Genomic DNA, 14,056 nt, shown 5'->3' on the forward strand with positions numbered 1-14,056 from the left:
GCAGCTGATGAGTTTTTGGATCTATTCTTTCAAATTGCTAACTTGTCCATCGCTACAAATTTCACCCTTTCATTCATCTCTTTGTTTAAAGAGATCCGATCAAAAAACTCAGGATTTTTTACCCATCAATTTCTTTAAAATGTCCCGAAGTGATATGAAAAAACCGATGAATGACCAAACTTGACATTGCGTATTGTCAAATTTGTGCTTTAATAAAGTCATGGTTTATACAGGGTATAAAAAAAATGGAAAAGCAAGTCGATGTATTAATTATTGGTGCAGGTATCTCTGGGATCGGGTTAGCTGTGCATCTGTCTAAGAACTGCCCACAACGTAAATTCGAAATCTTGGAACGTCGTGATAGCTTTGGTGGAACTTGGGATTTATTCCGTTACCCTGGGATTCGCTCTGACTCGGATATGTCAACCTTTGGTTTTAATTTTAAACCATGGGCAAAAGACAAAGTCTTGGCCAGTGGTGCGGAGATCAAGGGTTATTTAAGCGATGTGATCAGCGAAAATCAGTTAAAAGAGAAAATTCATTTTGGCCATCGTGTATTGTCTGCAAACTACGATTCAAGCAAGAAAAAATGGTCGGTTGAAATCGAAGACAGCAATAAGAAAAAGCAAATCTGGTCAGCAAATTTTGTGATGGGCTGTACCGGTTATTATAACTATGATCAAGGCTATGCACCGAAATTCCCGAAACAAGAAGATTTCAAAGGTCAATTGATTCATCCACAACACTGGCCTGAGAATTTAGATTACACAGGTAAGAAAGTGGTGATCATTGGGAGTGGTGCTACTGCAATTACCCTTGTTCCTTCAATGGTGAAAGGTGGGGCAGGACATGTCACCATGTTACAGCGTTCGCCTTCGTATATTGCCACGATTCCTTCAATTGACTTTATTTATGAAAAAACCCGTAAATTTATGTCTGAAGAAACCGCGTATAAATTTACCCGTGCACGTAATATCGGTATGCAACGAGGTATCTATGCCCTGGCACAGAAATATCCGAAAACTGTTCGTCGCTTACTGTTAAAAGGCATTGAATTGCAGTTGAAAGGTAAGGTGGATATGAAACACTTTACCCCGAGCTATAATCCATGGGATCAGCGTCTTTGTGTCGTACCAGATGGTGATTTATTCAAGGCATTACGTGAAGGCCATGCTGATGTTGAAACAGATCAAATTGAAAAATTCACTACCAATGGCATCCAGTTAAAATCGGGGAAACACCTAGAGGCCGATATCATTATTTCTGCAACAGGCTTGGAAATTCAGATTTTGGGTGGGATAAAAGGTACGATTGATGGCAAGCCAATGGACACCTCTCAACACATGCTCTATCAAGGTGTGATGGTCAGTGATATACCCAATATGGCAATGATTATTGGCTATATCAATGCTTCTTGGACATTGAAAGTTGATATTGCAGCGGATTATATCTGTCGCTTGCTGAATCACATGGATAAAAATGGCTATGACGAAGTGATTGCTCATGCTGATCCGGCATTACGTGAACACGATACAATTATGGGCAAAATGTCTTCGGGCTATATCGCACGTGCGGCCAATGTGATGCCGAAGCAAGGGAAAAAGGCACCGTGGAAAATTACCAATAACTATCTAGCCGACCGTAAAGAATTGAAAGATGCATCATTCAGTGATGAAGTCTTACACTTCCATAAACGTGGTGAGCAAGTTGAGCGTAAACCAAAGTTAGTGTCATAACTCATTTATTTCGTTCATGAAAACCCTATGCACCTGCATAGGGTTTTTTATTTGTAATGCGGCTTTAAATCTAGGCAATATCGCGTATATTGAGCAGATTAGAACATTTAGATTAGGGACAATTCAATGAAGCACATCTTCATCTTGGGGACATTATTACTTAGTACACTCGCCTTTGCAGATGATCTAAAACAAAAACAAGTGATTGCACAAAAGTTGGTATCTGTAGATGGAACAGAGCAGGGCTTGCAAAATACCGATAAAATGATTGTCGAGCAAATTCGTATGCGTTTGCCGAAAGATTTACCTGAAAGCTTTTATACGGACTTAAGCAAGAACCTGAATAGTGAACAGCGTAAGCAATTTATTGTACAGCGTTATGTCGAGAGTTTTAGCGAAAAGGAATTACAGGCGGCTTTGAATTTCTATCAGTCTGCTGAAGGCAAGGCTTGGGCAAAAAAGGCCAGTGATGTCGGTGCTGAAGTTGCACATTTCACCACTCAGAATGCCCGTACCGCATTAAATACCACCATGCAGCAATATATGGATAATCCTTCCATTAAGCAGCTCTCGGCACGCATGAATCCACAGTCAGCACAAGCCACAGAAAAGGCTGCTAAAAAATAAATAAAAATGGGATCATGCATTCGGCGTGATCCCATTTCGTATTCAATTGGATCGATTGATTAGAGCGTACGTGAAATCAGTTCTTTCATGATTTCATTGGTACCTGCATAGATACGATTGGCACGATTATCGATATAAGCGCGAGCAATTGGATATTCCAGCATATAGCCATAACCACCATGTAGTTGTAAACAATCATCCACGACTTTTGAGAACATATCTGATATCTTGTATTTGGCTGCGGCAGCGGCATCAACCCCCAAGCTTTCTTCAAGTTGTAGTTCCATACATCGATCCAGATAGGTACGGCAAAAATCAATTTCAGTACGTAATTCTGCCAGCTTAAAGCGAGTATTCTGGAAAGTACTAATCGCTTTGCCAAAGGCTTTACGATCTTTAGTGTATTGCACGGTATGCGCAAAGGCTGCTTCTGCACCTGCTTGGCAGATAATCGCGACCAGCATGCGCTCCCAAGCCAATTCTTTCATTAACATGATAAAGCCCATGCCTTCCATTCCCAACAAGTTTTCTTTCGGGACACGGACATTATCAAAGAACAATTCACAGGTATCTTGGCCTTTCATGCCGATTTTATTCAAAGGTTTGCCTTTGCTAAAGCCCGCACGATCTGCTTCCACAATCAGCAAAGATAAATTAGCTGAACCTTTTTCATTGTTGCCAGTCTTACAGACCACGATTGCCATGTCACAGAGATAACCATTGGTAATAAAGATCTTTGAACCATTGATGACATATTCATCGCCATCCAGTACCGCAGTCGTCCGTACTGCTTGAAGGTCTGAACCTGTTCCAGGCTCAGTCATGGCAATGGCCGTGACTGCTTCACCAGTGGCCATCTTTGGTAACCAGTATTGCTTCTGTGTTTCATTACCAAAGTTGTTGATATAATTGGCAACAATGTCGGAATGCAAAGAGAAACCAGTACTGGAATCCATGGCATAGGCTTGTTCTTCAATCAGAATCATGCTGTAAAGGCGGTCGACTCCTGAACCACCATATTGTTCTGGCATGGTCGTACAAAGCAAGCCAAGTTCACCTGCCTTATTCCATAAGTCACGGTCCACATGTTGTTGCTTCTCATATTTCTCAATATTTGGAACTACTTCTTTTTCATAGAATTTGCGCACGGTCTCGCGGAAGGCTTCATGATCTGAAGTAAACAGTTTGCGTGGAAGCATGTTTGGAACTGGACGAATAGCACCTGATTGCATTTGTTATTTTTCCCTAGTGTGTTGGATTTAAATCATCATGATCACCATACAAGAAATCGAAAATACTGAACAATGTGATCAATGCTCAATTTGATTGATGTATTTGGTCACTTGAGAAAAATCTCTAAGAACTTCATTGGCGAGATCAGGTACACTATGGAAAAATTGTTACATTGCGGAGCCCATCATGTCTGATGAAATGACACTGGAAGAGCGTAAGGTCGTGTATCGTGCACGTCGTGGTTTAAAAGAAATTGATGTGTATTTTGACCCGTATGTTAAAAACTACTATTTAACTGCCGATACGGCTGAAAAAGCCTTATTTGCAGAGCTTGTCGATCAAGAAGACCCTGATTTATTGGACTGGTTTATGGAAGTTGGGGAACCACCTCGTACAGAATTAAAAGACTTTATTCTCAAACTCAAACATTATGTACATGGCTAAGCATGTTTTTGAGTTGCAATACAGCAGGTTTGCGTTTGTGTTGCAACTCTTGCTGTTAATCTTTCTCCTGAGTTTACTCTATGCGTTAGTCAGCATTGGATGGTGGCTACTTAGTCTTCTAGGAATGACGATTTCTTGGTTTGTTTTTTTGAGACAGCCTCAGATCAGACGGTTTGAATACTTGGATCATCAGGACTGTTCATTCGAATTTTCGGATCCGACATTGAAAATTCAGCGTCGACAGATTGTTAAAATATTGGATCATCAACTCTATATTGCGCTCTATTTTTCTCATAAAAAGCATAAACCTTGCATCGTTTGGTGGGATCAATTGTCATACGCACAATGGAAAAAGTTAAAAATACGAGCAAAACTCAGCTGATTGTTTGACAATTATACAACTGTGCATAATTTAAAATAATATAAATTTCAAAGCCTTAAATTGTTTTTTTGCTATTTTGATTAAATTGTTAGATTAAATACTCTAAAAATCATAAAAGTAATGATTGTCAGACAATCTGACCATCAAGCCCGATTTATTTTCGTTAAAGTACAAATACCAACGTAAAGGGTGGTGGAGGTTCTAAATGGAAATTCCAACATGGTCGTTTCTGGTGATCGCAATTATTTTTGCGATTGTAGTAGGAAGAGCAGGAACTTTACTCAGGGAATATCTTGAATCACGTCAATCGCAACATGTTGCAGTGATCAAGAGAAAGAGATTGAAAGTGTCGTCAATATATCACTCTCCCGTGAATATCGATGATGAACGCCAATCTAGTATCTATCAAAAATAGATACACAAGTGTAGGAGGTCTCTATGGAGATTTCAATGTGGATGTTTCTAGTAATTGCAATCGTTATGGCGATCGTAGTAGGAAGAGCTGGGACATTACTCAAGGATTATTTTCAAAAAAACTAAAATATAAAGAGTTTCACGATTTTACCAGTTAATAAGTAGCATGTGCTGAACCGTCGCAATGCTACTTTTTTTTGCCTGAAATTTCTGTTGATGTGCCCAATTGTCAATTCTTTCGTCTGTGAATTGTGTCAAAATGTCCAAGTTAAAATTAGAGCAATTACTCTTTAATTCAAGTTTTGCATCTGATAATGTACAGCTAAAAGGAAAAAACAAATTATTAGAGGGACAGGAAGTATGTCTAAACTCCATAAAATTGGACAAGGTGTGGCGGTTACCGTTTTGGCAACATCAATGCTATCAGGATGTTCATATGTGATTAAAACGGGCGCCAATGTGGCACTTGGTTTTGGTGAGAAACATATTGTTCCACCGATTTTGGCAATGGATGATGCTGAAATGGTGTGTAATTCAGGTAATGCCTTAACTCCAGCGGTGATGTCAACCAAAGATATGGGGGCTGATCCAACCCGTATGGCTGTTTTACTTTATACGGCATCGGGTGTTTGTGCGGAAAATCAGGCCCTGGAAGCAGAGTTGCGCTATTTACGTGCATCCAAATCAGGTCAGGTTTCTGAGGCACAAGATGCGCGTATTGAACAAAAACGTTGGGCTGCGATTGCGGCAGAGCGGCAATATGCGGGTTATCAGTTATTTGCCAACCGTTGGGAAACTAAATACAAATATAAACTAGGTGACTCATGTCCAACCATGCGCAATGATCTTGATCAAACCGTGTATTTACTTGGAATGGTGAGTGGCTTGCAAGCTATGACCAATGATATTAACTCGGGTGGTGCAGTTAACGTGCCTAAAGATATTGCCGGAATTGTTGAACGTGGTATGACCTGCTTGGACAACGAAAAATTCTGGGGCGCGCCAATGGCGACCCGTGCAGTGATCTGGACTTTATTGCCAGGAGCGGGTGATGGTAAGCCTGAACCTTATGCAACCATGAAACAATCGATGCAAATTGGCGAGAAAAAAGGGGTACGTCTGGCACATGCTTTATATGCTGTTGCAGCCCAGGCGAGCGGTGATGATGCCAAGTTACGCGATGCATTCCGTTCTTATGCGAAGGCGACAAGTGATGATAAGCCTGCTAATCCACAGTTCCGTTTAATTGATAGAATGGCGGGTCTAATGGTGCGTGGTATTGCAGATCGTTACTGGACTGAGCATACCGGTGTTAGAGCGGGTGATGAAGGCTTAACTACTTTCTGGGATGATAAACAAGAAAGTTCGGCAGAATTAGACTCGCTGTTTGATGGTGGTGAGGGGGCTCCTGCGCAAGATCAAGTCGCTCCAGTACAAGATCAAGCCGCACCAGCACAAGAAACACCAGCTGAGTAACCTGAATTAAACGACCTTTTATAGGTGAAGCATCTAAACTTATAGAAGGTCGGTTTTTTCAAAAGGTGAGCGATAAATGAAAGATCAAATATGGATAAGCAAAATCATTTTGATCGCGATATGTATTTCCATATCGGCTTGTCTGCAAGTTTTTTCTGATCATTTTATTTATTGGCGACCCATCTTGCTTGACGAATTTTGGCGCATCTGGACTGCACACTGGGTACATGTCGGTTGGATTCATTTTCTGCTCAATATGATGGCCTTTGCTTGTTTGCCTTTTATTTTTCCGCATGTGCGCAATTGGCATCTAGGTGCATTATTGTTGATTTTGCCACCATTCATTAGTCTGATTTTTTATTTTTATTTACCTTATGTTGATGCTTATGCTGGACTTTCTGGAGTCTTGCATGGTCTCTATACCGCAGTCGGTGTAGTGTATTTGCAATATAAGAATGAACGAAAATTTGCAATCTTGGTGCTGGCATTAATTGCTGCCAAACTCATTTGGGAAAATACCTTTGGACAAACAGGGACAGCACAGTTGATCGGGAGTCCTGTGCTGACCGAAGCACATTTGATTGGCGCAATTGGTGGTCTGCTCTGTGGTATGGCTTATTTATTGATAAAAATATAAAAATGAGAATGTAATAATCATTTGATAAATAAACTTAATAATATTTCAGTGGGTGTATAGAGGGATTGGTTATAAAGAGAATAAATCTATTCTCTATTGACCATGTACATTGAAAACTCAGCATCTTCGGAGGGATGTTGATCACAATAAACTGGAATAGATATGCAAGATGATGAACAGAAAAAATCTGGGTTAGGTCTATTAAGTAATATTTGGACCGAGTGGATATCAACTTTTATTTTCCTTTTTTTATTGCTTATTCGCTGGATTATTGGTATTGGAGAGATGATCCATGGCCAGTTATTACGGAAGGGGGAGCTTCTATATGGTGATTATTATAGGAGGTGCTTTTACTTTCTTTATGGTTTATCCGATGAGGCAAGCAACCGATCTGGGCCAGTTGGTTGAAATTTGAAGTATTTTCCTGAATCTAACCTTGTTTATCTGGGTGGGGATGTTGTTAAAACAGATGTGGATTGTCGATTTGTTTCTCAATATCTGGCGTCCCTGCAATCTCGTTTCCTAAACCTTGACCTGATTGATCGAATCGCTGCTAAAAATCAAACAAGCGATTTGTTGATCGGTATAGTGGGTGATTAAGGAGCAGAGAGTCATAAGAGCTAGGTTGAAACTTATGACAATTATTATGTGATTAAAGATCGATACAGTTATGTTATAAATAGACGGAAAAGATTGAATAGCTTGCTTTAGGGTTAAACGCTCTGACCGTTTGAACAACGGTAAAAGTTTATTTAGGCTGTTAAATTTGTAATCAAAATAAGGATGAAATGCGAGGGTAGTCGAGAGAGTACATATAAATTGATAAAAACAACCAATAAAAAAGTGATTGCAGTCATTCTTTTTTCTAGAAGTTTGCTGCAAATTTAAGCTGTTAAAAAAGGACTGGTGATTCGATGGGTAAATGCATTTATCCATCAACCATGGACATCGCATGATTCAACATCTTCGGATGGATGTTGATAACAATAAATTGGAATAGACATGCAAAATGATCAAGAGAATAAGTCTGGATTAGCCCGGTTAGGCACTATCTGGAATGATTGGATATCAACCTTCATTATTCTTGCCTTGTTGCTAATGACTTTGCTTATTGGTACAGGCGAAATGATTCACGGTCAGATGCTTCGTATGGGGGAGCGTCTTTATGGTGATCAAACAACGGGGATGCAATATTCGTTTTTACGTGCGGAACCTGAAAAACCATCTTGTGATCGGCATCCAAACATTGATGCACAAGTTCAAGCGCAGATGAAAGCGAATGCTGCTGATGAGTTTGCGAGTATGTTTGGGGCTGCCTCTGAATCTGACGTTCGTGCCTCGCTATTAGCGGCACAACAACAATGTGAAGAAAAATATCAGTTCTATGATAAAGCGATGAAGCACTTGGAAGAGCATCCAAGTATTCGTACTTATCGTAAGGTTGAAACGACTTTCTTCGGTATCTTTAAATACGGTACTGAAAATCAAACAGTTATTTTATTGATTATGGTGTTGTTTGCTTCTATTACGGCATCTTTACGTTATCACCATATTAGTTTACGTGCACCTAAAACCAAGATTGATTTCCGTGTCTATTCTGCGTTGATGGTTGCGGGTAATGCATTGCTCAGTTATTCAGTATTGAGTCAATATCATTCAGTATTAAACTCGGGTGTAGAGGTTGCAGGCAAAACGACGGTATTGTACTGCTTGTGGATCACCTTATTTGTGTCTCTCACCATCATTAGTATCTTCCAGTTCATTTTTATTCCAAAGTCTGCCCAACCGAATGGAAACTTTGGTTTGGCAGTATTGAGTGTTCCGCTGTATGCCTTCATGTCTCTGGTAACAGGGATTGTATTTACCTTCTTCATGGATTATCCAATGGGGCAAGGGATCTACTTAGGTATTCTGGTTGAGTTCTCGGGTATTTTCTTAAATCTGGCATTGTTCATCTGGGCTGGTATGTTGCTGACCCAAACCCGTGTCATGGATTTATTCTTAAACATCTTGCGTCCTTGGAACTTGGCACCAGAGACCTTAACTTGGTTGATCTTGATTGCAGCCGCGATTCCGACAGCCTATACAGGGGCTTCAGGGATTTTCGTTATTGCAGCGGGTGCGATCATTTATAAAGAAGTGTGGAACTCGGGTGCACGTCGTCAATATGCCTTAGCGGTCTCCGCAATGTCAGGTTCTTTGGGGGTGGTGATTCGTCCATGTTTATTGGTCATCCTGATTTCAATGCTGGATAGCCGTCATGTCACATCGACTGAATTATTTGATCATGGTATCTATGTCTTCTGGTTAACTGCATTCATCTTCCTCGGAGTTTCTCTGATTCTTGCTGAAGAAAAATTCCGTGTGAACTCGCCTAAAATTGCGGTTCCTGGCATGTTGCGTGCCTGCGTACCCGTGATTCCTTATGTGGTCATTGGTTTTGCGGTGGTGATGTTCTACAAGCTAGCTTTAGATACCTCAATCAATGAATTTACCGCACCAATGATTTTGCCATTGGTGTTGATTGCCATGATCTTGTTTGACAAGTTATTTGCATCGAAACTTGCACCTGCTCCAGTGGTTGATGTTCAGCATGAAGCCTTGGTTCGTGAACACGAGAAAAAATCTGAGTTCCTGAAATCACATGATCCACATGGCAGCAAAAGCCTTGGTTTTGGTGGAGCACTACGTTTTGCAACTTCAGAAACGGTGGGGCATATCGGCGCTTTAATCTTGCTGATGGCTTTGTCTGCGAGCGTGGGTGGTTTAATCGAACGGGCTGAAGTGGTTGAATTATTACCGACACACTTGGGCAATATCTATATTTCACTTGCCTTCATTGCGTTGTTACTTGCGATTATTGGGATGACCACTGATCCATTTGGTGCGGTGATTCTAGTTGCTGCGACGGTTGCACCAGTGGCCTACGAAAATGGTATCCATCCGATCCACTTCTGGATGATCGTATTGGTGGCATTCGAATTTGGTTATGTAACACCACCTGTTGCCTTGAACCACTTGCTGACGCGACTCTCCGTCGGGGATGAAGAGGTCTCGGCCGCCGATCGGGAAGCAAAAGAAAAATACACCAGTTTCTACTTCCGTTATGAGCGTTGGTTATTGCCGATTATCGTATTGTTCTCATCTTTGGTATTGGTGACTTATGCACCATATGTCTTCCAGATGTTTGGTTGGTATAAACATTAAGCGTTGAACCTAAAAAGCACCTTCGGGTGCTTTTTTATTGTTATTTTATTGAATAGGCTAATCTATGAAAGCATTGAGCCAGAAAGAATATCAGGCAACCTTTTTCCCTCCCATGTTAGATGTTACGGAGAGTGCCGAGGAAATTGTAGATTTATGGGGCTATGCTGATCTTGTGATTGAACAGTGGTATCATTCCTGTACGGCTTGGGAATGGTATGTGAAACATATTTATGAAACTCAAGATGGGCAATTCCAGCATATTAATATCCCAGTACCCTTAGATAATACCTATCTTGTGGTCGTTGTTGATAAGCCGAAACGGGAAATTCTAGGTCATTATGTACTGGATTTACACCCTGATCCAAAGTCATGAACTTACAATACTGACTTTTTTGACCTTTGTATTAAAGGGCTACATAACAAAATCGCTGAGAGAATAATGCCAAAACCAATCACGCTATATAAATCAGGCACTTCATTCCACAGTAAAAAGCCCCAAAGTCCTGCAAAGATAATTGCAATATAGTTGACCGGCGCAATCTGCCCAGCAGGGGCCAGACGGTAGGCATGTGACATAAATATCTGGCTGACATTGGCCAGTACACCTGCACCAATCAAAAACAATAATTCTTGTAAATGATAAGGGCGCCATACCCAAAACATGGGAATGACAGACAATAAAGAACCAATCAAGCAGAAATAAAACACAATACGTTCAGGCGGTTCGGTTTGAGTCAGGGCACGTACTGTGACAAAGGCCATCGAGGCCAACAGGCTGGAGCTGATCCCGACAACAGAAATCCAGTTGAATAAGCCTTGATCAGGCTTGGCCACACAGAACACCCCGATAAAGCCGAGTACTGCGGCGAGCAACATTGCCGTGGTGACTTTTTCTTTGAGAAACAACCAAGCAATCAGCGGAATAAAAATCGGAGATGAGTAGGTAAACACCATGGCATTGGAAAGTTTTAAATGGGCAATCGCATAGAAAAAGCCATACATGGCAGCAAGCCCGACAATGCTACGCCAAGTATGCATCCACAGTTTTTCTGTTTTTACAAAACTGGTTCCTTGTTTAAATATAAAAGGCAAAAACAGGATCAACCCAACCACATTGCGGAAAAATACAATGGTGTAGTTATCGACGCTATGTGAAGCATAACGAATACAAATGCCCATTACAGAAAAAAGCAGCGCAGAAAGGGTAAGGCAACCAATCGCCATCATTAGGTTGCGATTGGTGTGTTGAGCATCCATAGCGATTCGGGTATTGGAAGATTGCGCTTATTTTATGCTGCTGTAAGGATGAAAGGAATGAGATTCTTCACCCAATCTATGCTCAGGACACTTAACTCAATGTGTCAGAAAATTGTTTCAGATAATCACTGGGTGTCATGCTGGTTTCACGCTTAAACATGGCACTAAAGGCACTTGGACTGTCATAGCCCAAGTCCAAGGCAACATTTAAAACGGGTTTGTTCAGAGACAAATCAATCATGGCTTGCATTAGTTTGGCTTGGCGTACCCAGTGAGAAAAATGCAGACCAGTTTCATTCTGGAAATGCCGTGCCAGAGTTTTACTGCTGATATGCAGTTGCTGTGCTGTCTCTTCGAGCCCCCAGTCCAAGGCCAAATTGTCTTTAATTCTTTGGCACAGTTGCAAAAGCTTGGGGCTTTGAGGATCTGGCAAATTAAAGGCAAGGGCTGGCAATATCCGAACTTCGTCTAAGATTAACTGTAACAGTCTTTCATCACGACTATTCGGCTGGATGGCTGTTTTGATCTGCATTGCGCTACTCATTAGCTCTCGTAGTAAAGCAGGAATGGCAACCACACGGCATTCTGAACTCAGATGGGTTTGTGCTGAGGTTTCTATAAAAATCCCTCGGGCTTTGACATCACCACTACTGAGCAGGGCATGTGGTTTATGCGCTGGAATCCAGACCCCACGTCCAGGTGGGGTAATCCAAATCCCTTCATGCGTTTGCAACCGAATCACGCCAGAAAGAGTATGAATCAATTGAATTCGGTCATGACTATGCCAATCCTCAATATGCCCATGCGGATAGTTTTCCGAAAAAGCATAAACGGGATAATCCATAAATCCATGTTGAAAATTTTTTCCCATCTTGGCAGATATCCTGAATAGATTGTCTGTTTTTCGATAGTGGTCGTCTTATTATCGAGGAACAGTGCATTGATTATTTTTTAGCATGACTGGTACTGCAATGTATAGGTATCTAGATCATGTTTCAGAAAGCGTATTTTTATCCCTTATTGGCCATTTTGTTTTGGGCGGGCAATGTGGTGGTGTCGAAAATGGCCAGTCATGCCATTTCGCCTGTGGCGATTACATTTTATCGTCTGGTGCTGGCACTCGCCGTGATGAGTACCTTTGTGCTGATTCCAGTCTGGAGAAATCGCAAAACCATTCAGCAGTACTGGAAACAATTGGCATTAGGTGGTTTTCTGTCCGTGTCTCTCTTCCAGTTTTTGTCTTATCAGGCGGCATCGACCACGACGGCGACCAATATGGCGATTGTAACGGCATTGATTCCTTTGCTGACCATGATTTTAAGTAGTGTGATGCTGAAAGATCGGCTAAGTTACGGCATGTTGTTTGGCGGTGCCTTATCTTTTTATGGCATCTTGTATTTGCTGAGTCATGGTTCAATTACAGATATCTGGAAGCAAGGAGTGCATTTGGGTGATGGTTTGATGCTGATTGCTGCGGCTGGTTATGCCCTATATGGGGTGCTATTAAAGCGTTGGAAAATGCCAATTCCTGCATGGCAATCGAATTTTGTACAATCCTGTTTTGCGATTGTCTATGTATTGCCTTTCTTTATCTTCTTGCCTGCTTCGCAAATGCAATTGAACCAACAGACTATTCCCTTAATTGTCTATGCCAGTATTTTTTCGTCAGTATTGTTGTCGTATTTATGGATCGAAGGAGTAAGACATTTAGGGCCAAATCGAAACAGTATTTTTATGAACCTTTTACCTTTATTTACTGCGTTGATTGCGGTGGCCTTGTTGGGTGAACATTTACAGATGTTCCACTACATTGGCGGTGGTTTAACTTTGCTGGGCATTCTAATTGCACAGACGATTCAAAAGCCAATTCAGTTTAAACAGGGTACCAAGCAAATTTTAGATTAAAGGGAGATGATATGAAAAAGCATTAACTGCTGTTAATGCTTTTATTTATCAAGATTTACTTTGTGCCGCAATTTGGGCTTCTAGCAGTTTGATTTGATCTTCTTTCAATTTCAGCAGAGTATCAACATCGTGATGTTGCTGCTTTAATTCATGCTGCTGGTCTTGCAATTGTTGATGAATATCATCCAGTTTGGCAATTTCTTCTTTTGCCAAACTATCATTTACAGGCAAGGGGTCTTTCACAATCGATTCTTCAACCAATTGGATTGGAGCAGCAACATCACTTGTTGCGGTGCTCACCTCATCAGACGTGGCAGCTTCTGCTTGCGCAGGAGCAACGGTTTTTTCTGCAACAGGCTGTGCAGATGGCTGGTCTTTTTGTGCTAGAAACCATTGGACAGCAAGGAACAGCACCACAACAACACTCATTCCACCAATTATTATCCATAATAATTTGGAATTTTCTGTTTGGTATGCGGACATCACTTTAAACCTTCTAGTCAAAATGACGAGGTTTGAACTGTATCACCCCAATTTCATCTGGCTCAGCGGATTGCGCCGGTTCCACGTGGGTCGGGCGCTTTTCGCTATAAGCACATTCGATACATTCAATCCACTCGTCATCCACAGTGATGATCTTAACCACACGATCTAAGGCTCCACATTTTGGGCATTTTGCGCCCGCGATGAACTGTCTTTTCATGTCAGTTAATTACATCCTGTGAACAATAATGACGT

General features: G+C 41.2%; 15 protein-coding genes and 2 pseudogenes. 12 read left to right on the forward strand and 5 right to left on the reverse strand.

Going from position 1 to position 14,056, the window contains the following annotated elements; translation table 11 throughout:
* The first annotated feature begins 245 nt into the window (after window positions 1-245).
* The gene (locus NQU59_RS05710; RefSeq protein WP_005238570.1) at window positions 246-1,736 is read left to right on the forward strand and encodes a flavin-containing monooxygenase; all 1,491 of its coding nucleotides are present in this window, start codon (window positions 246-248) and stop codon (window positions 1,734-1,736) included.
* A gap of 126 nt (window positions 1,737-1,862) precedes the next feature.
* Window positions 1,863-2,363, forward strand: coding sequence for a DUF2059 domain-containing protein (locus NQU59_RS05715; protein ID WP_257065296.1), 501 nt, complete (start codon window positions 1,863-1,865; stop codon window positions 2,361-2,363).
* A gap of 59 nt (window positions 2,364-2,422) precedes the next feature.
* On the opposite strand, the gene NQU59_RS05720 is transcribed toward NQU59_RS05715, so the two are convergent.
* Window positions 2,423-3,595, reverse strand: a complete 1,173-nt coding sequence (locus tag NQU59_RS05720) for an acyl-CoA dehydrogenase family protein (protein ID WP_005238572.1) — start codon at window positions 3,593-3,595, stop codon at window positions 2,423-2,425.
* A 187-nt stretch (window positions 3,596-3,782) separates the two neighbouring features.
* Between NQU59_RS05720 and NQU59_RS05725 the strand changes: the two genes are divergently transcribed.
* The 9 genes and pseudogenes from NQU59_RS05725 (at window position 3,783) to NQU59_RS05755 (ending at window position 10,529) form a co-directional block, all read left to right on the forward strand.
* Window positions 3,783-4,040 carry an FAD assembly factor SdhE gene (locus NQU59_RS05725; RefSeq protein WP_005238573.1) on the forward strand — a complete coding sequence of 86 codons (258 nt, stop codon included), beginning with the start codon at window positions 3,783-3,785 and terminating at the stop codon, window positions 4,038-4,040.
* Window positions 4,033-4,422: a hypothetical protein gene (locus NQU59_RS05730; protein WP_005238574.1), complete on the forward strand. Its 390-nt coding sequence runs from the start codon at window positions 4,033-4,035 to the stop codon at window positions 4,420-4,422. Before NQU59_RS05725 ends, NQU59_RS05730 begins: the two co-directional genes overlap by 8 nt.
* Before the next feature lie 205 nt (window positions 4,423-4,627).
* Window positions 4,628-4,837 (forward strand): hypothetical protein, encoded by a 210-nt coding sequence (locus NQU59_RS05735; protein ID WP_005238575.1) that lies wholly within the window; start codon window positions 4,628-4,630, stop codon window positions 4,835-4,837.
* A gap of 359 nt (window positions 4,838-5,196) precedes the next feature.
* On the forward strand, window positions 5,197-6,312 hold the full coding sequence (locus tag NQU59_RS05740; protein WP_005238578.1) for a hypothetical protein: 1,116 nt from the start codon (window positions 5,197-5,199) through the stop codon (window positions 6,310-6,312).
* A 76-nt stretch (window positions 6,313-6,388) separates the two neighbouring features.
* Window positions 6,389-6,949 (forward strand): rhombosortase, encoded by a 561-nt coding sequence (gene rrtA / locus NQU59_RS05745; RefSeq protein WP_257065297.1) that lies wholly within the window; start codon window positions 6,389-6,391, stop codon window positions 6,947-6,949.
* A 162-nt stretch (window positions 6,950-7,111) separates the two neighbouring features.
* Window positions 7,112-7,282: pseudogene (locus NQU59_RS18845) on the forward strand (hypothetical protein); the annotation flags it as partial.
* A pseudogene (locus NQU59_RS18850) lies at window positions 7,272-7,466 on the forward strand (hypothetical protein); the annotation flags it as partial. The pseudogenes NQU59_RS18845 and NQU59_RS18850, both read left to right, overlap by 11 nt.
* Before the next feature lie 485 nt (window positions 7,467-7,951).
* Complete coding sequence (locus NQU59_RS05750) at window positions 7,952-10,156, forward strand: TRAP transporter large permease subunit (protein ID WP_005238586.1); 2,205 nt, start codon at window positions 7,952-7,954, stop codon at window positions 10,154-10,156.
* Between the two features lie 64 nt (window positions 10,157-10,220).
* The gene (locus NQU59_RS05755; RefSeq protein WP_043971373.1) at window positions 10,221-10,529 is read left to right on the forward strand and encodes a hypothetical protein; all 309 of its coding nucleotides are present in this window, start codon (window positions 10,221-10,223) and stop codon (window positions 10,527-10,529) included.
* Window positions 10,530-10,531: 2 nt separating this feature from the next.
* Here NQU59_RS05755 and NQU59_RS05760 read toward each other — a convergent pair whose 3' ends face one another.
* A complete protein-coding gene (locus tag NQU59_RS05760) occupies window positions 10,532-11,413 on the reverse strand; it encodes a DMT family transporter (RefSeq protein ID WP_257065298.1) in 882 nt (293 codons plus the stop codon).
* A 91-nt stretch (window positions 11,414-11,504) separates the two neighbouring features.
* Window positions 11,505-12,284, reverse strand: a complete 780-nt coding sequence (locus NQU59_RS05765) for an AraC family transcriptional regulator (protein ID WP_257065299.1) — start codon at window positions 12,282-12,284, stop codon at window positions 11,505-11,507.
* 119 nt (window positions 12,285-12,403) lie between these two features.
* Between NQU59_RS05765 and NQU59_RS05770 the strand changes: the two genes are divergently transcribed.
* Window positions 12,404-13,318, forward strand: a complete 915-nt coding sequence (locus NQU59_RS05770) for a DMT family transporter (protein WP_257065300.1) — start codon at window positions 12,404-12,406, stop codon at window positions 13,316-13,318.
* Window positions 13,319-13,366: 48 nt separating this feature from the next.
* Here NQU59_RS05770 and NQU59_RS05775 read toward each other — a convergent pair whose 3' ends face one another.
* Both NQU59_RS05775 and NQU59_RS05780 read right to left on the reverse strand, forming a co-directional pair.
* Window positions 13,367-13,804 (reverse strand): hypothetical protein, encoded by a 438-nt coding sequence (locus NQU59_RS05775; protein WP_373462978.1) that lies wholly within the window; start codon window positions 13,802-13,804, stop codon window positions 13,367-13,369.
* A gap of 10 nt (window positions 13,805-13,814) precedes the next feature.
* Window positions 13,815-14,021: a YheV family putative metal-binding protein gene (locus tag NQU59_RS05780; protein ID WP_043971358.1), complete on the reverse strand. Its 207-nt coding sequence runs from the start codon at window positions 14,019-14,021 to the stop codon at window positions 13,815-13,817.
* Window positions 14,022-14,056 lie beyond the last annotated feature (35 nt).

The organism is Acinetobacter colistiniresistens (genome assembly GCF_024582815.1).
In the GTDB taxonomy this organism is placed as follows: domain Bacteria; phylum Pseudomonadota; class Gammaproteobacteria; order Pseudomonadales; family Moraxellaceae; genus Acinetobacter.